21 protein-coding genes and 2 tRNA genes are annotated in these 23,254 nt (G+C 32.6%); 9 read left to right on the top strand and 14 right to left on the bottom strand.

The genetic code is table 11. The features are described from left to right. The first annotated feature begins 171 nt into the window (after window positions 1–171). Together BUA98_RS21635 and BUA98_RS21625 are read left to right on the top strand one after the other, a co-directional pair. A complete protein-coding gene (locus BUA98_RS21635) occupies window positions 172–1,329 on the top strand; it encodes a C1 family peptidase (protein ID WP_072975994.1) in 1,158 nt (385 codons plus the stop codon). A 117-nt stretch (window positions 1,330–1,446) separates the two neighbouring features. Then, window positions 1,447–2,679: a putative phage abortive infection protein gene (locus BUA98_RS21625; protein ID WP_086065490.1), complete on the top strand. Its 1,233-nt coding sequence runs from the start codon at window positions 1,447–1,449 to the stop codon at window positions 2,677–2,679. Window positions 2,680–3,172: 493 nt separating this feature from the next. On the opposite strand, the gene BUA98_RS21615 is transcribed toward BUA98_RS21625, so the two are convergent. Further along, window positions 3,173–3,260 (bottom strand) — tRNA-Ser (locus BUA98_RS21615). A 968-nt stretch (window positions 3,261–4,228) separates the two neighbouring features. Here BUA98_RS21615 and BUA98_RS21610 point away from each other — a divergent pair. The 7 genes from BUA98_RS21610 (at window position 4,229) to BUA98_RS21580 (ending at window position 11,247) form a co-directional block, all read left to right on the top strand. Continuing rightward, the gene (locus BUA98_RS21610; RefSeq protein WP_139257038.1) at window positions 4,229–4,873 is read left to right on the top strand and encodes a hypothetical protein; all 645 of its coding nucleotides are present in this window, start codon (window positions 4,229–4,231) and stop codon (window positions 4,871–4,873) included. 4 nt (window positions 4,874–4,877) lie between these two features. Next, entirely contained in the window at window positions 4,878–5,963 is a 1,086-nt protein-coding gene (locus BUA98_RS21605) for a papain-like cysteine protease family protein (protein WP_086065488.1), read from the top strand. A gap of 896 nt (window positions 5,964–6,859) precedes the next feature. After that, window positions 6,860–7,318 carry a hypothetical protein gene (locus BUA98_RS21600; protein ID WP_072975983.1) on the top strand — a complete coding sequence of 153 codons (459 nt, stop codon included), beginning with the start codon at window positions 6,860–6,862 and terminating at the stop codon, window positions 7,316–7,318. A 17-nt stretch (window positions 7,319–7,335) separates the two neighbouring features. Beyond that, window positions 7,336–9,165 (top strand): YcaO-like family protein, encoded by a 1,830-nt coding sequence (locus tag BUA98_RS21595; protein ID WP_072975981.1) that lies wholly within the window; start codon window positions 7,336–7,338, stop codon window positions 9,163–9,165. A gap of 8 nt (window positions 9,166–9,173) precedes the next feature. Further along, the gene (locus BUA98_RS21590) at window positions 9,174–10,148 is read left to right on the top strand and encodes a SagB family peptide dehydrogenase (protein WP_072975980.1); all 975 of its coding nucleotides are present in this window, start codon (window positions 9,174–9,176) and stop codon (window positions 10,146–10,148) included. Window positions 10,149–10,249: 101 nt separating this feature from the next. After that, window positions 10,250–10,858 (top strand): 2OG-Fe(II) oxygenase, encoded by a 609-nt coding sequence (locus BUA98_RS21585; protein ID WP_086065486.1) that lies wholly within the window; start codon window positions 10,250–10,252, stop codon window positions 10,856–10,858. Between the two features lie 104 nt (window positions 10,859–10,962). Further along, window positions 10,963–11,247 (top strand): hypothetical protein, encoded by a 285-nt coding sequence (locus tag BUA98_RS21580; RefSeq protein WP_139257037.1) that lies wholly within the window; start codon window positions 10,963–10,965, stop codon window positions 11,245–11,247. 452 nt (window positions 11,248–11,699) lie between these two features. Here the strand turns inward: BUA98_RS21580 and BUA98_RS21575 are convergent, their stop codons facing one another. The 13 genes from BUA98_RS21575 to BUA98_RS21515 all read right to left on the bottom strand — a co-directional run bounded on the left by BUA98_RS21575 (window position 11,700) and on the right by BUA98_RS21515 (window position 23,242). After that, entirely contained in the window at window positions 11,700–12,914 is a 1,215-nt protein-coding gene (locus BUA98_RS21575; RefSeq protein WP_072975974.1) for a site-specific integrase, read from the bottom strand. A gap of 212 nt (window positions 12,915–13,126) precedes the next feature. Further along, window positions 13,127–13,456, bottom strand: a complete 330-nt coding sequence (locus tag BUA98_RS21570; RefSeq protein WP_159433482.1) for a hypothetical protein — start codon at window positions 13,454–13,456, stop codon at window positions 13,127–13,129. Between the two features lie 365 nt (window positions 13,457–13,821). Further along, window positions 13,822–13,906, bottom strand: a tRNA-Ser gene (locus BUA98_RS21565). A gap of 149 nt (window positions 13,907–14,055) precedes the next feature. Next, complete coding sequence (locus BUA98_RS21560; RefSeq protein WP_072975970.1) at window positions 14,056–14,445, bottom strand: acyl-CoA thioesterase; 390 nt, start codon at window positions 14,443–14,445, stop codon at window positions 14,056–14,058. A 1-nt stretch (window position 14,446) separates the two neighbouring features. Beyond that, window positions 14,447–15,577 carry a 3,4-dihydroxy-2-butanone-4-phosphate synthase gene (gene ribB, locus BUA98_RS21555; protein ID WP_072975968.1) on the bottom strand — a complete coding sequence of 377 codons (1,131 nt, stop codon included), beginning with the start codon at window positions 15,575–15,577 and terminating at the stop codon, window positions 14,447–14,449. 5 nt (window positions 15,578–15,582) lie between these two features. After that, entirely contained in the window at window positions 15,583–17,034 is a 1,452-nt protein-coding gene (locus tag BUA98_RS21550) for an LptF/LptG family permease (RefSeq protein ID WP_072975966.1), read from the bottom strand. Between the two features lie 7 nt (window positions 17,035–17,041). Then, window positions 17,042–17,734, bottom strand: coding sequence for an outer membrane lipoprotein periplasmic chaperone LolA1 (locus BUA98_RS21545; protein WP_086065495.1), 693 nt, complete (start codon window positions 17,732–17,734; stop codon window positions 17,042–17,044). Between the two features lie 7 nt (window positions 17,735–17,741). Next, the gene (locus BUA98_RS21540) at window positions 17,742–20,195 is read right to left on the bottom strand and encodes a DNA translocase FtsK (protein WP_072975964.1); all 2,454 of its coding nucleotides are present in this window, start codon (window positions 20,193–20,195) and stop codon (window positions 17,742–17,744) included. Between the two features lie 15 nt (window positions 20,196–20,210). Continuing rightward, a complete protein-coding gene (locus BUA98_RS21535; protein WP_072975962.1) occupies window positions 20,211–20,585 on the bottom strand; it encodes a diacylglycerol kinase family protein in 375 nt (124 codons plus the stop codon). A gap of 10 nt (window positions 20,586–20,595) precedes the next feature. After that, entirely contained in the window at window positions 20,596–21,093 is a 498-nt protein-coding gene (gene tpx / locus BUA98_RS21530; RefSeq protein WP_072975960.1) for a thiol peroxidase, read from the bottom strand. A 664-nt stretch (window positions 21,094–21,757) separates the two neighbouring features. Next, window positions 21,758–22,015, bottom strand: a complete 258-nt coding sequence (locus tag BUA98_RS21525; protein ID WP_017495510.1) for a DUF6952 family protein — start codon at window positions 22,013–22,015, stop codon at window positions 21,758–21,760. Window positions 22,016–22,139: 124 nt separating this feature from the next. Beyond that, window positions 22,140–22,448 (bottom strand): thioredoxin family protein, encoded by a 309-nt coding sequence (locus BUA98_RS21520; RefSeq protein WP_041519142.1) that lies wholly within the window; start codon window positions 22,446–22,448, stop codon window positions 22,140–22,142. Between the two features lie 155 nt (window positions 22,449–22,603). Then, a complete protein-coding gene (locus tag BUA98_RS21515; protein WP_026985957.1) occupies window positions 22,604–23,242 on the bottom strand; it encodes a peroxiredoxin in 639 nt (212 codons plus the stop codon). Window positions 23,243–23,254 lie beyond the last annotated feature (12 nt).

Below are 23,254 nucleotides of genomic sequence, written 5' to 3'. Positions count from 1 at the left end.
AACTAATTATAAGTTACTCGGCAATATTGTTGTATTACTAGATTTATAGTTTTCATCATATACAATGTTTAAACAGAAAAAACATACCATAATTTTTCTCAGCTCATTAATGGAAAATAAAAGCGTATACCCTGAAGAAAATAAAAATAAAAAATAAAATTTATATATAGAATGAAAACATCATCATTTGGAGGACACGAAATCTACCAGACAGATTCTGCATTGACGAATGTAGATAGTAACGTCATATTTGAATCATATGATATTAATAAAAAAAATGAAATTCAAACAAAATTAAAAAATCTAGGTATTTATGAGTTTGAACAAGTTTGTAGTATTGATAATACAAAATCAAGTGAGTTTTTAAGAAGCTATTTAGCTATCAATAAAAGTGAATATGAAAACCTAATAGAATATTCAAAAAATGTCATAGGTGAAGACGGACTATTGAATCTAAAGCAATCAGTTGTTTTTAACAAAGGATTAGGAGCTGTTAAACCCGATAGCAATCTTTTGCTAGAATCGATAGATATAGAAAGAGTTAAACAAGTTACAGATGGTGTCAGTGATGATTTTTTATATGCTGTAGTTCGAGCACAATCTCTAGTACTGTCAAACCTTCAGTCTGTAAGTGATTATACAAATTGTATTTGTCCTTTTCATAATTTTTTACCAATTAAAAATCAAGGAAATAGAGGTACATGCGTAGCATTTTCTATAACTGCATCAAACGAATACTATCAAATGAAAAAAATTGGTCGTAATGATCTTTCAGAGCAGCATTTGTACTATGAGGCTAAACAAATAGATGGTGATAATAATTGTGGAACAACAATTGCAAATGCTATAAAAGTTATTTCTAGACAGGGACAATCTAGAGAACAATTTTGGGCATATAGACCAACAACCGAATGTAACGATCACGGAAATAAACCAATACTAGCGGATTTAGATTCTCAATTTTTTAAGGCAGCTTGTTTAGAGTTAGATAGTCATGATATAGAAATTTTTAAAGCAGCTATAATTTCTGGAGGTTTTATTTCTTTTTCTATACCAGTTTATAACAGCTGGGTAAATTCGAATGAGGTAAACAGGACTGGGAGAATTACATTACCATTACCAGATGAAAGGGTAATTGGAGGACACGCAATGACAATTGTTGGCTTTCAAAACGACGATAATTTCCCTGGTGGAGGCTTCTTTTTATTTAGAAATAGTTGGGGACTATCCTGGGCAAAAGAAAGTCCATACGGACAAGGTTTTGGAATTATTCCATTTGAATACATAACACAACATTGTTGGGAAGCATTTACTTTAATAAATACTTAATAACTAGTTTACAATTGACAAAAAAGGTGTAGGATAATTTTATAAAAAACCAATTATTATCTTAAATACCTGTCTTTATAATAATTATATGAACGATATATATCTTAAATAAAAATAATGAAAACATTCGTAATAATTTTCTCTGTACTTATTTTATTAATAATAATAGTTCTATTTTATCTATTTTCATTATTTACTTCAAATAAAATTTCTAATAGCAATTCCATTGAAGATAATATACTTGCAAAAAAATATAAACTTAGATGGGAAGCATATTTATTAATTATTATTGCATTATTTTTTATAGTAGGATCATTTTTTGCACCTTTAATACTCACATCAACAACTGATGATTCTGATTTCAATTTCATGTTAACTGGTCAAATTGGAGATACAATTGGAGGTTTAATGAATCCATTTATTACATTGGGTGGAGTTTTAATTACAGGTTTAGCATTTTACGTTCAATATAAAGCAAATGAATTACAAAGGGAATTATTCATTATAAATCAAAAAGACAGTAAAAAACAATTTCAAGATCAAATTGATCATCAGAATGAGCAATATAAACTTCAACAAATTGAATCACAATTTTATGAAATGCTTAAACTTCACAGAGAAAACATAAGTGAAATGAAAATTGAAGGGTATGATTTTGAAGAGTTCAAACAAAAAGAAGGTGAAGAAACAAAATTTTTAAGGCGTTTTGAAAAAAACACTGAAGGTAGAAAAGTCTTCGTAACTATGAAAACAGAATTAGAGTTTATTTTACAACTCTACAAAAAACATAATACATTAGATAAGATTGGTTTTGAGAAGTGTTACCGGATTTTTTTTTCTGGAATTGATGAATCAGATCGCAAGCATCCTGAAGACAAAGATTTTACAGCTTATTTAAGACTTGCTAGAGCACAACATATGTATTCTGGCGAATCAATATTAACCAATCATAAAAGGAAGGAATATCTAGGACTAGATATGAATTTTAATTACAAACCTTTTTCGGGTCATGCATCAAGACTTGGACATTATTTTCGACATCTTTATTTGGTTGTAAAATCAATCGCTAATAATACTACAATTACTAATTATGACGATAAAATAAAGTATTTAAGATTACTTAGAGCTCAACTATCTAATCATGAACAAATACTTCTTTTTTACAACTGGTTAAGTGATTATGGAGGTTCTTGGGAAAATGATTCTCAAAATTTTTTTACAGAGTATATGATGATTCATAATCTGTGGTGGGACAATCTTATAGAAGATGACTTTATTCGAAATCAAGTCAATCATTTGAGAACCAAAACTGTTAAATTTAGAATAGGTAATATGTTTGAAATAGGGTAAAACGTATTAAAGATCTCAAATGGATAATGATATTGATTGGTCCATAGCTCAAACTTAAAGATGGTCTTGTAATTAAGAGATGGGTCTTATTCGAATATATGCATAATCGATACTTGTACTTTTAAGAATGGAAACAATTGATTCAAAAAATCAGTAATGGTAAAGTCATAACTACTGCTTATTACAGAAATGAAGATCTGAAAAAAATGGTTGGGCTGTCCAATAATACTATTTTAAAATACAGGCAGACTGGAATTCTGCCCTACACTAAGCTGGGAGATATCTTTTTTATATGGCAACAGCAAGAAAGTAATGGATCACAAATCGTTATTTAATCCATTACCCCAGATTAAAGAAAAGAGCTCAAAATAGAATGGGGACTAAGAAGGTTAACTTTTTCCAAGCTGGTCTCGATACCATTTCAAATGAAAAGCCTTTAAACATCAGTGCTTAAAGGCTTTTTATTTTGAAAAGTCACTTTTTGGACTTCATTTGGCGGAGGAAGAGGGATTCGAACCCCCGGACCTGTTACAGTCAACAGTTTTCAAGACTGCCGCATTCGACCGCTCTGCCATTCCTCCAGTAAGACGCAATCATTTTCTCATTGCGGGTGCAAAGATATAATGTTTTTTCAATTCTAGAAATTTATTTGATAGTTTTATAAAGGAAATAATTTTTATCCGCATCTATAACTTTAATTTAGGATGTTAACTCCTTATAAAACAGAGGTTGTGAGTTTTATAATTGGCTCGTGCAAAAAATGCTATAATGAATTATGTCATTTATATTTGACAAAATCAATGAAAGAGAAATATCGATCTTTATTTTTTTGGTGCATCATTTTTTATGTGACTAGTTCAATTGTGTCCGCAGTGTGGACACAATTGTAAATATCTGTAAATATGATAATTAACCTTTAAAGGTGTTCTCCGTGCATTAATGTTAAAGACCATTAAAGTGATGCACACAGAATTATTTAGGATTAGTATTTAGAGGTAAAAACATCAAAAGCAACGCTATTATACGATCTGGCTTGAAATTGGAGTTAACGATTCGGCAAGTTAACGATCAGATGGCTGCGGTCGCTCCGCAATTCGACTCTAAGTCCAGAAGAGTTTGATTTTAATGATTTAAGAGGCATATGAAACCTCCACTTAATCTAAAATATAGTTATTGTCTTGAACAGTAATATATAAAATTAACGCTACTATGTGAATAATATAATTTAAATAATTGTAAAACACGTAGTTGTACGTATAGTGGTTTAGGGAAAATAAAATAAATTTGTAGGCGATTAATATTTTGCTGGACAAAAATATAAGACATAATAGTGCAATTTTTAAAAAAAACTTCTTCCGTTATCCGCACACTATAGAGCGCAATCCAGAAATAAACCGTCAAGTTCGCCACTTTCCGAATCTAGCAATCAATAATCTGCAAAGAACCGGAATTTACAATTAGATTTCAATGCAGGCAGAGGCTACAGATTTTTGAATGCATTTCATTAGTTATGATTAAAACTCAAAATATAACTTTAAACAAATGTAATATGAAACAGATTCTAATTGCGATTTTTTCGCTGGCAACCCTTACATCTTGCAAGACTGGCCAGGATACATCAACACCCCCAAAACCTACGGCTGCACAGAACCGTCAAATGAAAAGCTTTGCTTTGGATTCCGTTGTGCAGACTATTCAGACCCAGTATATTATAGCATTAGCTGATTTAAAGGCAAAAGGATTGGTTGATAAAGTTGAAATTACCAATGCGGAGCTTTCTCTTACCGTGACTCGAGAGCTTAGCGGGAGCGCTGATCTTTCAGTCTTAATTTTTGGAGCATCGGGCAGCATAACTCGCAGTAATGCAACTGGCTTGACATTTGTACTTTCGAAAAAGGAGGATCCTAGGGGCGGAAGCACAAACGCATTGGCAGATAATAAGAATACATTGGCGGATCTGATTGTGCTGGGTGCAGAGAAGTTCATCAAGCTTAAAAGCTTACTCGGTAACTTAGAAAAAGATTCGTTTGAACTTCATATTGTATTTTCCATTGAAAAGAAAGGAGGCCCTAAAATCGCGCTTAAATTTTGGGGTATCGATTCCGAGATCGGTGTGGAGAAAAGTGGCGCTGTCGAGCATGAAATGGTACTGACATTTAAGGAGATAGCACCTGTAGTACCCGCAAAAGGCTAATGTCATGCCAAATAAAGAATTGATTTTTCAAATGGAACGGCAGATTTTTTCAAATTGGTGCTGGGCTGCCAATGCAGTAAGCATTTCAAAATATTATGTTCGCCAGGCGCCATTTACACAATGTAAAATAGTCTGCGGCTGCTTAGGAAGAACTGATTGCTGTACTCATACCATACCGCGGGAATGCAATGTGACATATTATATGGACCAGGCACTGTGTTTTACCCGTAACTTTGTGAGAATTGTTGACGAGCCGTTACCGGTAGGACTGTTAATAGCGGAAATTGAGCATGGAAGGGTAGTCTGTGCAAGAATACGATGGAAAAACGGTGACGGGCATTTTGTGACAATTCATGGATATAATACTGTTAACAGTGAAGTTTTTGTCTATGTTGCGGATCCCTGGGGTGAAAACACTTGTATTAGATTGAGGGACTTTGCTTTTAACTACAAACAGGCTGGCGGAATATGGTCTCATTCTTATTTGACAACAGGACCGCATAATATTCAAAACTACACCGAGGTAAATGATAATCTCTTCAGCCAAGCCGCTCAGATGGTGCCTTTTGAATTATCTGGTCAGCAGGCAAAATTGAAGTTTATAAATTATAGTCTAACACCAAAGATTAAATCCGCTATTCCCCATGATTTTTACGTTATTGATTTTGCCGCATTAAAGGAAAATAAGAGGATCTTACTAAAGAATAAAGGGATTAGAGTAATGGAGCAGAATCAGGAGGGTAGAAATGTGATTTTTGAATACTCCAGTTCAAAGAAGAAAGGTGATTTGCAGCAGATTGTTTCTGCTGGCAGTTATACTGATAATTACAAAAGGGTGCTGGATAAGATAAACAGCAGCTTAAAAAAGCCGAACCAAGCCTATCATATCGGCATAGTTATACAGCCAGAATTAAAAGTGGATGCGGTTTGGGTTCAGACCGCTGACAAAAAAATCGATAAATTCATAGCACTCTTTACAAATGGTTTTCTGACTGCCGATCATGAGTATTCCAAAAGAACCTTTTTTAAACTTTTGCGGGAAAATGCCATTCAAAAGGAAATCAATGTAGATGACAGGCTGGGGGGATGATTTTTTATAATTTATAGTAAGAAATTAATGCCTACTTGATGTGGATAAAAGTAAGAGCTGTCAGATGATAGCTCTTACCCGTTTTTCAATAATCCTCAGAGTCGCAGAAACTCCGATTATTAACGAAAATCAAAATACAATTAAATTTAAAAAAGAATGATCATTGGTTTAAAATCATAATCATTTGAGAATTAGTCTGTTTTTTTTTTCACCCGATTTACCACTTTTGAAGCCTTTCCCAATTGAGATAAACCAATTTTTGATCTCAGATGAATAACAACTAGTAATGCAATTTGTTTTCTCAGAAAAACTTGAAACTTTTACTTTCAGCGGGAACGAAACTCGAACCTATTAAAAAAAACTAAAAAAAACAGCGTTGTAATAGTTTCGAACCTAAAGCTCTTAGAGCCTTATTTTACTGGTTTTTTTATTTTTTAAAAACACCATGTGCCACGATTCTGCCACAAAACTTTTACTAGTGAAATATCTTTAAAAAACAGCCTTAAGTTTTTTTTGGCAAAAAAGGTATCCACTCTAAATACCATGTGCCACGATTTTGCCACAAAATTGGATGTCCTAATTCGAAGGATTATACTGTTAAGATAGTAGTGGAAGCATTAAAATATCTAACCGGTTCATCGAAAAAATAGTATAAGATTATGTCAAGTAATCTTAAATTAATTTCCAGTATGTATAATAGTCCAGGAAGGAAAAGCAAAAAGTAGATTAGAACTTTATTTTATATAAAATATTATTAAAATCAGAAGCATTGTTGTGTTTTATATTGTTAATTAGGATTAAATGTATCAATAACTTTATTTTTTAACTATTTATTATGTATTGTATTGTTAAAATTATTAAATTTACTTAAATAATTATTAATTTAAATTTATATTATGACAAATCTTTTGAACACTTATCTAGATTTACTAAAAAAAGGCGAGTTTATAAATGCTGGAGAAATTTTTTTTCACGATAATTACAAGAGGATTATAATAAATCCCCGTTCTAATAAAATTATCGAAGAAAATAAAGAAGAATCAATTAATTCAGCCATTAGACTCCAGAAAGATTATGAAATTGTTGACGGATATGTTGGAACAATTGTTGACGAAAAAAATGGAATTGTAACCTTAGAAAGTACAGTGACAGTGAAAGGTAAGGATGGAATTTCCAAATCTATAAATGAAATGGTAATTCAACAATGGAAGCAAGGGAAAATTTTGCAAGAACGAATTTATAATAAGCTTGCTTCGGATAATTCCACCAATGGCATTAATTTAAAAGATGAGATTGAAGCATATGCTGCTAATAGTAATGGATGTTGCACATGTGGAGATTCAAGATCATGCTAAGAGACTCTTAATTTAAGATGGACTACGAGATAGCATATTTTGAAGCCTGTTATATTTTGGAAAAAGATGTTTTTATACAAGGTGACATTTTTGGAGGATGGACTAAATTCAACTATTCACTTGATAACTTTTTTGATTTTAGTTATGAAAAAGTAATAACAAATAAAAACAATATAGTAGGCTATGGAGGTTTATTTAATCTAATTTCCGATAGTAATTCAACTTCATTTATAAATTCTGGTATTCACTACCTGACATTTGATTATATAGCAAGAGATGTAAGATCAATTGTAGAGCAATATTTGAAAAGAAATATAAAGTTGATTGTCACATTTGCATTTGACAATATTTATACGTCAAATTTAATTGATAAGTATGATGATTTTCTTTTTTTTATAAATGTGGTGCTAAGTAAGTCAGTAAATCCTAATTATTTAGCAAGTATCATTTTTGGACAGGTCAAACTTGTTAAAAATGATTCTACCAATTTTGATGTATTTTTCGCTGAAGAGAAAGTAAATATATTAAATGCTATTGCAGACTGTAATTGCATAAACATTTTAGAATTTGCAAATACCAACATTGTTCAGCATAAATTTAATCCCAATCCAGAATTTTCGTATGATTTTTTGGATTTGATTACTCATGATTTGAAAGTAAAAGTAAAGTTAATTCTAAGCGAAAATAAAGATTTATATATAACACATGCGAGATATTTATTCCCTATTAATCATTTAAAAGATGATATTCTTAACTATGATTTACTAAAATATTCAAGTGGGTGTGACAACTTTAAAGATAAAGCACTTTTAAAGGCTGTAATGGAAGGAGCTGAAAGATATTTAAGTATGTGTAAATGGGAAACTACTTATTCTTCAGTAAATAATCTTCGAGCTGACTACATTCATCCTAATAAAATGCAAAAATTATATGCAAGTGATGAAATATTTTTTGATCCTTGTATTGAATATCATTGGATTGATGCACTAGATTTGAATAATAATAATATTGTAAAAATTAATTCAGATTATGTTACATATCCTTCAATAAATAAGCTTCCACTTCACTTATCCAATTCTAATGGATTTGCTATCCATTCGGAGCTTGAGAAAGCAAAATCAAGTGCTTTATATGAACTTATTGAGAGAGATAATTTGCTTTTTACATTTTTTTTTAAGAAATCATGTTTCCGGATTAATAATGACAAACTACAATCTCCTAATACTGCACTTGTCAAATATATAAGTGATATGGGGTATAAATTGTATTTGATTTATTCATCAGTTGATATTGATGTACATTCTGTTTTTGCCTTTGTATTTAATAATGTAGAAGAAGATCGACCCTATTGTATAACATCAGCATCGTGTAATTTTAGTTTAGAAGAGGCTGTAAATAAAGCGCTTAAAGAAGTTATAACTGGAATTGTATATGCGCTAGAAAAGAAAGATTGGAAACAGTTTAATTCCGTAAATGAGGTTGAACAGTTGTTAGATCATAGAGATTTTTATTTTAATTCAACATCAAAAATTGCACTTACAAACATTTTAGAATGTAATTTTTTGCAAGATGAAGATATGAAAAAGGTCGAATTTTTATGTGATCAACTTGAATCTGAATATTTAGAATCTCAATTTACACTTAAAAATTTACAATTATACAGAATTATTAATGAAATTAAATTTCATGACTGCACTTTTTATTTAGTTAAATATCTTTCTCCCGATTTGATTCCAATGGATTTCGGACATAAATTGTTACGGTTACCGGAATTATCAACTTTAGAAAGAAGAGGCAAAGAGAATATTAATTTGGAAAAGTTAGTCTATCCACATCCATTTGCGTAGTATAAATTATGAAATTAATATTAAATCAAAATATATTGATAGGAAGGGATCACAACAACGTCCAATTTTTCAATATATATACTGAAAACGGAATTTTGACCGCGAACGAATTATCAATTAGAATTTTACTATTTTCATCTTCTGGTGTGGATATAGAGCAAATACTATCGAAGAAAGATTTTAAAAACAGCGAAGATCTTATTTTTAATCTTGTCAAATTTAGAGCACTAATTGTAGAAGATGTAAATGAACATTTCTTAGACTCCATTTCATCACATTATTTGTATAGATTAAATTGGAGAGGAGCTATTTCTAATTACAAACTTTTAGAAGGTTATCCGGGTGAAAAAATGGATCTGGAGCATTTAAGCGAAACGTCAAAAAAGTATGTATTATTTAAAGAAGTTTTTAGAAAAAAATTTGATTTACATGAGTTTCTAACTAATAGAAGAAGTAAAAGAGATTTTTTTGGAAAAAAAATTAGTTTTAAAACATTCTCTCAACTATTATATTATATATTTTACCGAGAAGATATTTTGAAAAAAAATTATCCTTCTGGAGGAGCAATTCATTCATTGGAACTTTATATAATTATAAGCAATGTTGAAGAAATTGATTCAGGATTATATTATTATGATCAATTTACTCATACTCTTATAAATCTTAGTTGTGGAAGCGAACATTTATCTCAACATTATAGCAATTTGAGAAAATGCATGAATGTTCATGATGAAAGAACTCCCAACATTGTTTTTCATATATCATCTCGATACTTAAAGACGACACTAAAATATCCCGATATTGGTTTAGATTTAATAATTAAGGAGTTTGGATGTCTTACTCTGTTATCTCAACAGATTGCCACAATTATGAATTTAAATTGTTGTCCTTTAGGGGGACATTTTAAAAAATTTACTGATGATTTTTTAAATAGAGGTAGTGATAAAGAAATTGAAGTAGGAACTATATGTTTTGGGCACTAAAATAGTAACTAATTTATGCATAAATAAGATTTCTTGTTAATTATTGATACAACAATTTTAACTACTAATAGAGGTAGAAGTTAATCAAAAATAAAATTATTATGAATAAGACTATGTCAATAAAAAAAATTGAAGATGAAATTTATTCAGTGCATAATATAATTAGCGATACTGATGTTCTAATTATTAAGGAAGAGTTAAACTTTACATTATGGCAACCAAGTACAGTTTTGAAGAGAGATATTTTAGATGGTAATTATTATCATGAAATAAATGAATTTAGAATATCGGAAACATCACATCAAATATGGTTTACCGATCGTTTAAACGAGCAGCTTGATAATTTGGAGAAAAAGATTGAATTGTTGTTTAAAGTTGAGAAAGCTTACCTTGAACCGTGGCAAGCACTAAAATACCCACAATATGGAAAGGTAGATTATCATCTAGATGCGGGCTACTGGCAAAATGATAAAGGCGGAGAACGGATATTTAGTTTCTTATTGTATTTAACAACCCCTGAATCTGGTGGGGAGACTCACTTTAGAGCACATAATTTAAAAATTGATGCGATTTCAGGTAATATGTTAGTATGGAATAATCTTTTATCTAGTGGTAATGTCAATCACGCTATGATACATTCAGGAATGCCTTTATATAAAGGTGAAAAAATTTGCCTTATAAGTTGGAGTCGACAAAATAAATATAAATAAAATGAATAATTATGATTGATGAAAAAGTAAGAATAGCGTCAGAAATTGCTTTGCGATTTGGCTCTACAGTAAGTTTAGTAGATAACCCACATCTCTTTATTGAAATGGTGGTAACATATAATTCCTTAGTTCAGAATTTAGGTACAGAAGAAGGAGTAGGAGTTGGAATTGGTATGGGAGCAGGAGGAGGAGGTACTGGAGGAGGTACTGGAGGAGGTACTGGAGGAGGTACTGGAGGAGGCACTGGAGGCGGGGGTGTTGGAATTGGGATGGGGTCAGGTAGAGGCGGTAAATTAGAAAAACACTTCCATAATGAGATAACGCTTGAAATTATATTAAAAGAAATTTTAAATCTCCGCAGTGACGTCCATAATTTGAAAAAAACTTAAGTAGAAAATTGGTGGAAAAAATTTTTCACTTTATAAAATGTAATTATAATTTTGAAATATTCATAATACAAATTCTTTTCGTAAAGACTTCAATAATAAATGGGATTGCTTTTTTTGCCCGTAATATATTATAACTTATAAATATTAAAATAATAAAGTTGAGACTAAAACAAATTTCCGTAGAAGAACTATTAGCAAATTGATTTAAAAAAGTAGATGGAAAAATATATTTTACTGTAATAAAAGAGAATGAGTCTAAAATTTTCGAACCTAAGTTTCTCAGCGTTTTATATTACTAGGTTTCAGTTTTTATAAATACCCATTTGCCATGATTTTGCCACAAAACTCAAATGTGCTAATATTTAGAGAATTTACTTTGGTTATAGGGTATTATGAATTTGAATTAAGGTCAGAAAACCTGTAGAAAGAGATTCTTAACAAAAAATCTAGACCTATAAGCTTTTGTATTTTTCAATTACTTTATTCATATCTTCTTTTACATTAATGTCTAAGATTTTTGCATAATGCTGGGTCTGCAGAATATTAGTGTGTCCCATCATGGAAGATACATTTTCTATCCTAACTCCATTGCCTAAAGTAACCGTTGTGGCAAATGTATGTCTGGCTGTATACCAGGTAAGCTTTTTATTGATTCTGCACATAACTGCGATTTCTTTAAGATATTTATTCATTTTTTGATTGGATATGCGAGGTATAAGACCGGTCTGTAGATCTTTATATTTGTCTATTATTTCCTGTACTGGAGAAAGAATGGGAACATTCGAATTGATAGAAGTTTTGGCTCTGACAGTCTTAATCCATAAATCGTTATTATTGTCAGCAGTAATATTATCATCGGTCAGAGATAGAGCATCAATTGGGGCATATCCTGTATAACAGCAGAAAATGAAAATATCTCTTGTTTTTTCAAGCCGCTCCGAGTTAATTTTTTTAAACTGTATAGTATTTAATTCTTTCTGGGAAAGATAAACGGCATCTTTCTCTATTATTTTTCCATCATAAATACTGAATGGATTCTTGTTAATTAATTCTATTTTAAGGGCGTAATTGCAAGCAGTTTTATACATTCTCATGTATTTTACTGTTGAGTTGTTTTTAATGCCTGTTCTGCCTTTAAAAGTGCTTTCATATTTTATGAACGATTCTAATTTGTAAATGAATGAGCTGGAAATTTTGTTCCACAGTACATCTGGTTTATTATATTCCTTTTGAATAAAAACAGCAATGAGATCTTTAGAACGTATGTATTTTTGAAGTGAAGCTTTAGATCTTTCTGTAATGTTAACTTTCTTTTTAAAAAACTTAATATGAGTTTCCAGAATTTCGATAATTGAAGCTACTATATTCCTGCCTTTTAAAGCATTTTTCAGGTTGACTAACGATACAGGACTACCACTTGAGATTATTTCGTTACATTTTTTCTCAATATTCAGGTATAGTATGTCTAGGCTGGTGCGGATAATTTTTTCTTTTTCCAGTTTAAGCACATTTCTGAGTTTGTTAGTTAAATCCCATCTTTCTTTTGATATGTACTGGCCTGTTGATATTGATGCAGTCTGCTGTTGGTAGGTCAAGCGCGCGCAGATTTGTGATTCCTTTCTTTGTGGATTCTTTGTGAATTTTAAATGAAAGTAGACTTTAAGCATGACCTATTCTTTTATATTATATACGTAAAAAGAAGAGTCAGGAATTAAAAAAAATGTTTTTTAGTGGTTTTCCACTGATTTTGTAAGAGCTGTTATTAAGACCGTTTGAGTAATTGTGTTATTTAAAAATTGAAAAGTAGTTCTTGGGTATGTTCATATTTTTACGGCAAACTTCAGATTTTTTATTATTGTCAGCTTTCCTGCTGAAATACCTAATATTGATTTGCAGAATCTATAGAGCAGTGATTTCGCTCTTTGTTTTTCTTTCCTATGAATTCATTTTTGAGTTTTGTGAGTGAAAAATCATGACCTCTGAAAAAGGACCCATAAAAAATATTTTTAATCTCAAGTTCAAAGTTGTCTAAGCTTTTTCGAAGTTCTTTTTCCTTTCCTATTCTGAGCGCCGTGCGTAGCTTATCGGTAAAATCCCATCTTTCTTTGCTTATGTATTGCCCCGTTGCAATCGTTATCGAATTCTGCTCATGCCACAGTCGAGCATACACGGGAGATTCGTCTTTGCGATTGACCTTTTCTGACTTCAAGTAAAAATAAATCTTCAGTATACTAGGCATTCTTCTCGGTTAACAATTAGTGAAATTCTGTTTAGATAAATATATGAAACTTATGATATTGTGATTGTTAAAAGAATGATAATAAGTAGACTGGCTAGTTTTATGAGAGGTAAAAGCTTATTTTTTCAGCAGAAAAAGGTGCACAAATAGGTGCACAAAACTTTGCGTCAAATCCGCTGATTTTGCGGATTTAAAAATAGATGAAATTTTAGAATCCTAGTATTTATAGGGGTTAAGAGAGAATGGATGTGCACTTAAAGACTAGGTTCGAATCTTTTTACGTATGGGCTAAAAACGACGAAACCCCAGTGTTTACTAGGGGTTTCGAGCTTCAGCGGAGAAAGAGGGATTCGAACCCCCGGACCTGTTACAGTCAACAGTTTTCAAGACTGCCGCATTCGACCGCTCTGCCATTTCTCCAGTATGTTGCTATCATTTGCTGATTGCGAGTGCAAATATAGTGCGCTTTTCCGATTATAAAAACTTTTTCATTGATTTTTTCAACTTAATTTTCAAGTGTCTAATAATCAGTAATTACTAAAAGAATATTTTTACGTTAAATAATGTAATTAATCTAAAATCGGCATTGGTTTCTTGTTTTCATCGACTGCAACAAACGAAAAAGTTCCTGAAACTACCGTTTCGCGAAGCTCTGAATACATTTGTTCCATGAAAATATCCACATGAATTTTGCAACTTGTTCTTCCAACGCTAATCACTTTTGCAACTAATTCTATTAAAGTTCCTGCCGGAATTGCTTTTTTAAAATCAATTTGGCCAGTAGAAATTGTTACCACTTTCTTTCGGCTGAATCTTGTGGCGCAAATAAAAGCCACTTCATCCATCAAATGAAGTGCAGTTCCTCCAAATAAAGTATCATAATGATTCGTTGTACTCGGAAAAACGGCTTTGAATATATGAGTCTCGGATTTTGAAATTCTCTCTTCTAATGTACCCATATTAGTAGTTTACATATTCAGTGATTTCAAGACCGTATCCGATCATTCCAACACGTTTTGTTTGCTCAGTATTGGATACTAATCTAATTTTAGAAATATCGATATCATGTAAGATTTGAGCGCCAATTCCGTAGTCTTTACTGTCAATGATTACTTTTGGAGCTTTCATTGTACCACCTGCCTGTAATGATTTAAGTTCAGAGATACGACTTAATAAGTTTACTGCCTGCATATCCTGGTTAATAAAAATTACAGCACCTTTTCCGTTTTCATTAATAACTTTAAACATACCGTCTAATTGCTGTTCGGCATTGTTGGTTAAAGTTCCTAATAAATCATTATTTACCTGAGAGGAGTGGATTCTGGTTAAGATTGGTTCTCCAAGATTCCATGTTCCTTTGGTTAAAGCAATATGAATTTGTTTATTGGTAGTTTGCTCGTAAGCTCTCAATCTGAAAGTTCCAAAACGGGTTTCGATATCAAAATCTTCTTTTTTAACGATCAAACTGTCGTGTTGCATTCTATAGGCAACTAAGTCTTCAATTGAAACTAATTTTAAATTGAATTTCTTAGCAACTTTTACCAATTCAGGTAAACGAGACATAGTTCCGTCTTCATTCAAAATTTCGCAAATAACACCAGCTGATTTAAAACCCGCTAATCTTGCGAAGTCAATTGCCGCTTCTGTATGACCAGTTCTTCTTAAAACACCACCTTGTTTTGCGATTAAAGGAAAAATGTGTCCTGGGCGCGCTAAATCATGTGGTTTTGTATTGCCGTCAACTAAGGCCTGTACTGTTTTAGATCGGTCTGCTGCTGAGATTCCGGTGGTAACACCATGACCTTTTAAATCTACAGAAACAGTAAAAGCAGTTTCCATATGATCGGTGTTATTGCTAACCATAGCGCGTAAATCAAGTTCCTTACAACGGCTTTCAGTAAGTGGTGTACAGATTAACCCTCGTCCGTGAGTCGCCATAAAATTGATCATTTCCGGAGTTACTTTTTCAGCTGCAGCCAGGAAATCACCTTCGTTTTCACGATCTTCATCATCGACTACAATGATTACTTTACCTTGACGAATATCTTCTATAGCTTCTTCAATGGTATTCAGTTGTATTTTTGTTGACATAATTATTATTGTTTTTGAGCACGAGTAAACCGCTCAGAAATTTTTTGAAATAGTTGTGAAATCGGAGTTGTTATTGCATCAAAGTTTATTAATCCGTTGTCGTTTGTAGCACGATACGTTAATAAAACAGCTAGTGGAAGTAAGATAAAGGAAGACATCCATGATCCCATAAATGGAGTCATTCCGCCTTCTTGTGAAAGTCTTTTTCCAAAAGTATTGATGAAATGGAAGGTAATAAAAATTAATACCGCAAAGACAATAGGTAAGCCTAGTCCACCTTTACGAATGATGGCGCCTAATGGAGCACCAATGAAAAACATTAAAAAGCAGGCAAAAGCAATTACAAACTTTTCGTATAAAGCAGTTAAGTGTTTGTTGATGTCTCTTTGTTTGTCTTTTAATTCTTTCTGAGTAGCTTCTATCGAATAAATGTTACTAGTAACGTTGCTGGCGGCCATTTTTAGTATGTCCAGCTTCTGTTTATTGTCATAAAGAGATAAAAGATCGTTAGGTAACGATTTTTTCTTTTTAGGGTTTTTGATTACAACAGGAGGTTGTTTTTTAAATCCAACACGCTGATTTATATTTTCTGAAAATGATAAGATTTCATTATCCAGGTTTTTATTTAGGGAATCTAATGTATAACGAAGTTCATTTACGTTCAGCATTCCGTTGGTGCTGCTGATTTCCTGATTGTCGTCAACCTTATTCAGTTCAGATAAATCAATATTAATGATTTGCTTTTTGAAAGAAGCTTTTACAAATGGTAACTTGGCACGATCCTCATATTTTTTCGGCGTAACGTCCTGATAATAATATCCGTCATTTAAAACGAGTTTTAAAATACTGGATTTCTCATTACTGATTAATTTACCGTTTTTAGCTTTGATAACGGTTTTGTTTTCGCCAACATTATTCGCTTTTTCGTGAATCGTAACTCCGGTAAGTATGTTTCCGTTTTCTCCTGATTTCTTATTTACTTTAATATTGTAAGTCCCAACATCGTTAAACTGACCTTCTGCAATTGCCATAGCAGGTTTTGCCTGAGCGATGTTTTTTCGGAAATTAACAAATTTGTATTCAGCGAACGGAATTACATTATTGGCGAACCAAAATGCTACAATACTCAAAACAAAGATAAATGCGACTAAAACACGCATTGCTCTTTGAAGTGATATTCCGGACGATTTCATAGCTGCGAATTCATAATTCTCAGCCAAATTTCCGAAAGTCATAATCGATGCTAATAAAACCGATAGTGGTAAAACTAACGGAATAATTCTCGGCATGGAAAAAAGAAGGAATTTTACAACCAATATCAAATCAAGGTCTTTACCTGCTAATTCAGAGATAAAAAGCCATACGGTTTGAAGTATGAATATAAAAAAAAGGATTACGAATACCGTAGTAAACGTAATCAGAAATGTTTTTAGTAAGTATTTGTCTAAAATTTTCAACCTTGGTTTAATCTAATTTGTTGATGTAGTATTTTGGATATTTGCTCGCTACAAAGGTAAATTGATTTTTTGATAAAGGCTGATTGGTTTTAAAAGAATTAACGGTTAAAGTGGTTTTTGTTCCATTTTTTCCAGTTTCAATCAAATTATAGATGTGTTTTGTTTGTACGTCAATTCCTAAAAGAATCTCTTTTCTTTGATCTTTAGTATTTGTTGGCGCTAATTTGATGTATTGAATTTTTCTTCCTTTAATATTTTGAACGATGTCCATATTGTATTTGTATCCGGAATTGAAAAAAGTCAACATTTTTGAAGGTGTAATGGCATTGTCATCTTTCTCATTAACTTTAGAGATCGTAACTTCTTCGTCTTCAGGGTTGATAGTGTAGGTTTTTTGCCCGTCAAATATCTTAGTAACACCCATAAAATTCAATACATATTGATTGCCTTTCATGATTACATTTCCTTTACTGTCCTGATTGATGTTTTCTTTAGCGTTGTTTAAAGAGTATTTAAAATCGATAGAAATATTATCGTAGCTTTTTATTTTTGCTGTTACCTGGTTCAATAAATCTTTGGCTTTTTTATCCTGTGCCTGAATAGAAGTAAAGCTCAAAAGCAATAAAATTGCCATTTGAAAACACTTTTTAGTCATGTTAGTGATAGAATTGTTGTTGATTTCCTGAATTTTCGTTTTCATGATGGGATTAATTTTGTTCATTGTTAAAAAATTGATCAAGAGCACTTAAGTCAGAAATGTTCACGCTTCTTGCTTTACTGCCTTCAAACGGACCAACAATTCCAGCTGCTTCCAGCTGATCGATCAAACGACCGGCTCTGTTGTAACCCAATTTTAATTTTCTTTGCAGTAATGAAGCGGAACCTTGTTGTGCATTGACAATAATCTCCGCAGCTTCTCTAAATAAAGTATCTCTTTCGGAAATATCCATATCAAGATTGATGCCAGTTTCTTCTCCTACGAACTCTGGAAGCAAATAAGCCGTGGCATACGCTTTTTGCGAACCAATAAAATCTGTAATTTTTTCAACCTCCGGAGTGTCAATGAAAGCACACTGAACACGAACGACATCATTTCCGTTTGTATAAAGTAAATCTCCACGACCAATCAACTGATCCGCTCCTTGTGTGTCTAAAATCGTTCTTGAGTCAATTTTTGACGTTACCCTAAAAGCAATTCTCGCAGGGAAATTCGCTTTAATTAAACCTGTGATTACGTTAACCGATGGTCTCTGAGTAGCGATAATCAAGTGAATACCAATAGCACGCGCTAATTGTGCCAAACGCGCAATCGGAATTTCAACTTCTTTTCCAGCAGTCATAATCAAATCGGCGAACTCATCGACAACCAAGATGATGTATGGTAAAAATCGGTGGCCTGCTTCTGGGTTTAATTTTCTTGCTCTGAACTTTTCGTTGTATTCTTTAATATTACGAACCATCGCATCCTTCAATAATGAATAACGATTATCCATTTCAACACAAAGTGAGTTTAATGTATTGACTACTTTGGCGTTGTCTGTAATAATGGCATCTTCAGTATCAGGAAGTTTGGCTAAATAATGTCTTTCAATTTTATTGAATAAAGTTAACTCTACTTTTTTCGGATCCACCAAAACGAATTTTACTTCTGCGGGATGTTTTTTGTATAAAAGTGAAGTCAAAACTGCATTCAATCCAACTGATTTTCCTTGTCCCGTAGCACCCGCCATCAAAAGGTGAGGCATTTTGGCTAAATCGACAACGAAAGTTTCGTTCGAAATGGTTTTACCCAAAGCAATTGGCAACTCCATTTCAGCTTCCTGAAATTTAGCCGATCCAATAACGCTTTTCATAGAAACCATAGTTGGGTTCTTGTTCGGAACCTCGATACCAATTGTTCCTTTTCCTGGAATTGGTGCGATAATACGAATTCCTAAAGCGGATAATGACAAAGCAATATCGTCTTCTAAACTCTTAATTTTAGAGATTCTGATTCCGGCTTCCGGCACAATTTCGTATAAAGTTACCGATGGACCAACGGTTGCTTTAATCTGTGCGATTTCAATTTTGTAGTTACGAAGTGTGTCTACAATTTTGTTTTTATTTTCTTCTAATTCTTCCTGATTGATTGTAATTCCGCCAGTCGAATATTCTTTTAATAAATCGATGGTTGGGAATTTATAATTCGATAAATCCAAAGTCGGGTCAAATAAACCAAAATCAGCAACGAGACGAGAAGCCAGGTTTTCTTCAATGATATCTTCCTCTTCAGGTTTTTCAACAACAAATTCTTCGGTATGAACCGGAGCAGTTACTGTTGCAGGTTTGATATCCATTTGGACTGGTTTTAAAATCGGATTCAAATCAATTTCTGATGAATTGGAGATTGTTGGTTTTAAAGCTTCTTTGTTGATTTCGAATTGAGTGTCTTCGGTTTTTAAATGAATATTGTCTAATTCAGGATCTTCCTCCTCAATAGCAAATTCTTCTAAATTGTAAGCACTTTCAGGTTGTTGTGGTGTTTTTAAAGCATCCAATTCCGATTTGAATTCATTTTTAGTTGAGTCAAAATAAGATTGAATTTTCTCCGGAGATAATTTTATTTTGAAAATTAAATACACAATTAGTCCGAAAAGCAAGGCCAATAAAGTTCCTGTTTTTCCGATATAATCCTGTGAAAATAAATTCAGTTCGTATCCAATAGTTCCGCCTAATTCTGGTGCAGAAGTGGCGAAAAATCCAAATAAGACAGAAACAATAATAATAGCAAATAAGTCCCAGAACCAAATGCTTTTTAGTCTTTTGGTTGACATTTCTAAAGCCAGAAATAATCCGGTTAAGAAAAATAAACGCACTAAAATAAAAGACGCAAGACCGAAACCTCTGTATACAAGCAGATCGGCAAGAAAAGCTCCGAATTTTCCGAGCCAGTTTTGCACTTCTTCAGAGCGATCGCCAAGATGGCTTACCGCGCTTTGATCTGTTTGCCATTGTCCGTTGACATAAAATGAAATAAATGCAACTAATAATGCAATAGAAAAGAGTACCAAAAGACAGCCTAAAACAAATTTTTGTTGTTTGCTTATCTTCCAAGATTTTTTATTCTCGGTGTTTGGTTCGTTTTTTTTATTTACAGTTTCTTTTTTGGTTGTTTTTGCCATTCTTGCGTTCCTTGCCTATATAAATTTGGGTAAATAAATAATCAAGCCTATTGCTATCGCTGTCATTGCAGCAAAAAATACTGCGCCAGCTGCAATATCTTTAATAAATCCGATTCGTTTGCTGTAATCAGGATGAATAAAATCGGCAATTTTTTCAACTGCTGTATTCAATCCTTCAATACCTAAAACTAAACCGATAGCCAGTGTTTGACAAAGCCATTCGGTTTGTGTAATATGAAAGTAAAACCCGGCAATGGTCATTACAATTCCCAATGAGAACTGAACCATAATGCTATGCTCTGTTTTTATAAGTTTAACAGCTCCGTTAAAAGCATAGGTCATGCTTTTTAACCGACCTGTTACAAAAGTATTATCTTTTTGAAATTCCATTTAATGGGTATTATAGTGCTGCTAAAGCTGCTTCGTAATTTGGTTCGTTTGCAATTTCAGCAACTTGCTCTGTATGTAAAACTTTACCGTCAGCATCAACAACAATAATTGCTCTTGAGTGTAAACCAGCTAAAGGTCCGTCAACAATTTCTAAACCGTTTGTTTTACCAAAATTTCCAGCCTGAAAATCAGATAAGTTTACTACATTTTCTAAACCTTCAGCTCCACAAAAACGTTTTTGAGCGAATGGTAAATCTCTTGAAATACAAAGTACAGTTGTGTTTTCTAAGTTGCTTGCACTTTCGTTGAATTTTCTAACAGAAGTTGCACAAGTTCCTGTATCGATGCTTGGGAAAATATTTAAAACTAATTTTTTACCAGCAAAATTGCTTAATGAAGCAACTGATAAATCATTTTGTACTAATTTGAAATCAGCTAGTTGTGATCCAACTGTTGGTAATTCTCCTGAAGTATGAATAGGATTTCCTCCTAATGTTATTGAAGCCATGATTTTTGTTTAAATTAATGAGGTTCAAAAGTAAGGATTAATATTTGAATCTAAAAGTATTTGTTATGGGTTGTGAGTACAATTAGGCGAGTTTTAAGAGTAACGAAAAAAGGGTGTGTTTTAGTATAGAATGGCACGCGGATGACACGGATTTTGGCGGGTTTGGACTGGTTTTTTTATTTGTTGTTATGTGTTGAATAAAGGTTTGTTTGCATTTTTGTCATCCCGAGGAACGAGGGATCCCCACAAGAAACTCCTCAATCTAAATCGCCAATCTTTGTAGAGCAACTTGCGGGGATCCCTCGTTCCTCGGGATGACATACTTTGTGGTTACTTTTTCTTTAATTTTTGTCTTCCCTCTTTATTCTTTACTCTATTCTCTTTTTTCTATGATCTCTTTTTTCCGCGAGAGGGATGGACGCTGGCTACCGAAGTGGCGCAAACAGCCCGACAGCATTAGGGAAAGGGGTGAATAAACGCAAAGTGAAGTAGCCCCTTTTTCTAATGGTGTCTCGCCCTAATGATGATTATATTGCGGAGTTTCTAGTGTGATCTCTCCTACGTCGAGATGACAAGATTGCGCATAAAAAAAAGCGTCTCTAAATATAGAAACGCTTTCTCCGTCTTTGTTTTTTGTTTGCTTTTGAAAAATATAGTGGTATTCTTATTTATCAATGGAGCCTAAAACACGTTTCATGAACGCGTTTAAAGCTTCTTTTTTATCTGTGCCCTGAACTACCATTTTGTGTACTTCAAGCGCACCATACATGTTGGAGATCAATTCGCCAATTACGTCTAATTCCTCATCTTTTAGAGACGGAATTTCAGTCATCGCTTCCAGAACTTCAATCGTTTCGATGATATAATCCTGATCGTTTTCTTCGATAAATTGGGTCAATTGCTTTATTACGGGTAATTTCATATTTAGACTTCTTAGATTTTTAGACTACTTAGACTTGCTTAGATTTTTGGACTTTACTAGATTTTGAAACAAAGATTCAGAGAATCTAAGGAGTCTAAAAATCTAAGCAAGTCTAACAATCTAATTAAGCAATTGCGTTTACCAGGTCGATTAAAACTTCTTGTTTGTTGGTTTGTGTTTCTCCAACCAATTTTCCGTTTACGAAAGTCGCGAAAGTAGGCAGGTTGCTTACATTGGCTAATTTTCTTGATTCCGGAGAATTTTCAGCATCAACCAAAACAAAAGTGATAGCTTCATTTTCTGTTGCTAATTTTTTGAATTTTGGTTTCATAATACGGCAATTTCCACACCATGAAGCTGAATATTGTACTACTACTTTTTCGTTTTTAGCAACTAAATCTGCTAACGTATCTTCGTTTAAGTCGATTAACATGTTTTTTAAGTTTCTAAGTCGCTAAGATTCTAAGAGGCTAAGTTTTTTGCTCTTAGAATCTTGTGACTTGTTATTAGATGTGATTTATTAAAATTCTGTTGTCTAGTTTTAAATCTTAGTGACTTAGCAACTTAGAATCTCAGAATCTTAGAGAATTAGTTAGCACTAAGGTACTCAGCTGTACTTAATCTGTCTGCAGACATAGCTTCTTTTCCAGCTTCCCAGTTTGCAGGACAAACTTCACCTTTAGTTTGAATGTGTGTGTAAGCGTCAACCATACGTAAGTACTCGTTTACGTTACGTCCTAATGGCATATCGTTAACACTTTCGTGGAAGATTTTTCCAGTTTCGTCAATTAAGTAAGTAGCTCTGTAAGTTACGTTTGAACCTTCGATGATAACTGAATCAGTTTCTTCGCTGTATTCTGTAGAATCGATATCTAAAATTCCTAAAATGTTAGATAAGTTACGGTTTGTATCTGCTAAGATTGGGTACGTTACACCTTCGATTCCACCGTTGTTTTTTGGAGTATTTAACCAGGCAAAGTGAACTTCGTTTGTGTCGCATGAAGCTCCGATTACGATAGTATTTCTTTTTTCAAATTCTGGTAATGCAGCTTGAAAGGCGTGTAATTCAGTTGGGCATACAAAAGTAAAATCTTTTGGGTACCAGAACAATAATACTTTTTTGTTGTTGTTTACTGCTTCTTCAAAAATGTTGATTTTTAAGTTATCACCCATTTCTGAGATAGCATCTACTGCAATACTTGGGAATTTTTTTCCTACTAAAGACATCTTATTCGTTTT

The organism is Flavobacterium saccharophilum (assembly GCF_900142735.1).
In the GTDB taxonomy this organism is placed as follows: Bacteria; Bacteroidota; Bacteroidia; order Flavobacteriales; family Flavobacteriaceae; genus Flavobacterium; species Flavobacterium saccharophilum.
Note: the sequence above shows the minus strand (reverse complement) of the source record. Positions and strands in the feature narration are given on the sequence as shown.

Coding starts and splice junctions, on each gene's coding strand:
- BUA98_RS21635 (WP_072975994.1), top strand. CDS start 172: ATGAAAACATCATCATTTGGAGGACACGAAATCTACCAGACAGATTCT.
- BUA98_RS21625 (WP_086065490.1), top strand. CDS start 1,447: ATGAAAACATTCGTAATAATTTTCTCTGTACTTATTTTATTAATAATA.
- BUA98_RS21610 (WP_139257038.1), top strand. CDS start 4,229: ATGAAACAGATTCTAATTGCGATTTTTTCGCTGGCAACCCTTACATCT.
- BUA98_RS21605 (WP_086065488.1), top strand. CDS start 4,878: ATGCCAAATAAAGAATTGATTTTTCAAATGGAACGGCAGATTTTTTCA.
- BUA98_RS21600 (WP_072975983.1), top strand. CDS start 6,860: ATGACAAATCTTTTGAACACTTATCTAGATTTACTAAAAAAAGGCGAG.
- BUA98_RS21595 (WP_072975981.1), top strand. CDS start 7,336: ATGGACTACGAGATAGCATATTTTGAAGCCTGTTATATTTTGGAAAAA.
- BUA98_RS21590 (WP_072975980.1), top strand. CDS start 9,174: ATGAAATTAATATTAAATCAAAATATATTGATAGGAAGGGATCACAAC.
- BUA98_RS21585 (WP_086065486.1), top strand. CDS start 10,250: ATGAATAAGACTATGTCAATAAAAAAAATTGAAGATGAAATTTATTCA.
- BUA98_RS21580 (WP_139257037.1), top strand. CDS start 10,963: ATGGTGGTAACATATAATTCCTTAGTTCAGAATTTAGGTACAGAAGAA.
- BUA98_RS21575 (WP_072975974.1), bottom strand. CDS start 12,914: ATGCTTAAAGTCTACTTTCATTTAAAATTCACAAAGAATCCACAAAGA.
- BUA98_RS21560 (WP_072975970.1), bottom strand. CDS start 14,445: ATGGGTACATTAGAAGAGAGAATTTCAAAATCCGAGACTCATATATTC.
- ribB (WP_072975968.1), bottom strand. CDS start 15,577: ATGTCAACAAAAATACAACTGAATACCATTGAAGAAGCTATAGAAGAT.
- BUA98_RS21545 (WP_086065495.1), bottom strand. CDS start 17,734: ATGAAAACGAAAATTCAGGAAATCAACAACAATTCTATCACTAACATG.
- BUA98_RS21540 (WP_072975964.1), bottom strand. CDS start 20,195: ATGGCAAAAACAACCAAAAAAGAAACTGTAAATAAAAAAAACGAACCA.
- BUA98_RS21535 (WP_072975962.1), bottom strand. CDS start 20,585: ATGGAATTTCAAAAAGATAATACTTTTGTAACAGGTCGGTTAAAAAGC.
- tpx (WP_072975960.1), bottom strand. CDS start 21,093: ATGGCTTCAATAACATTAGGAGGAAATCCTATTCATACTTCAGGAGAA.
- BUA98_RS21525 (WP_017495510.1), bottom strand. CDS start 22,015: ATGAAATTACCCGTAATAAAGCAATTGACCCAATTTATCGAAGAAAAC.
- BUA98_RS21520 (WP_041519142.1), bottom strand. CDS start 22,448: ATGTTAATCGACTTAAACGAAGATACGTTAGCAGATTTAGTTGCTAAA.
- BUA98_RS21515 (WP_026985957.1), bottom strand. CDS start 23,242: ATGTCTTTAGTAGGAAAAAAATTCCCAAGTATTGCAGTAGATGCTATC.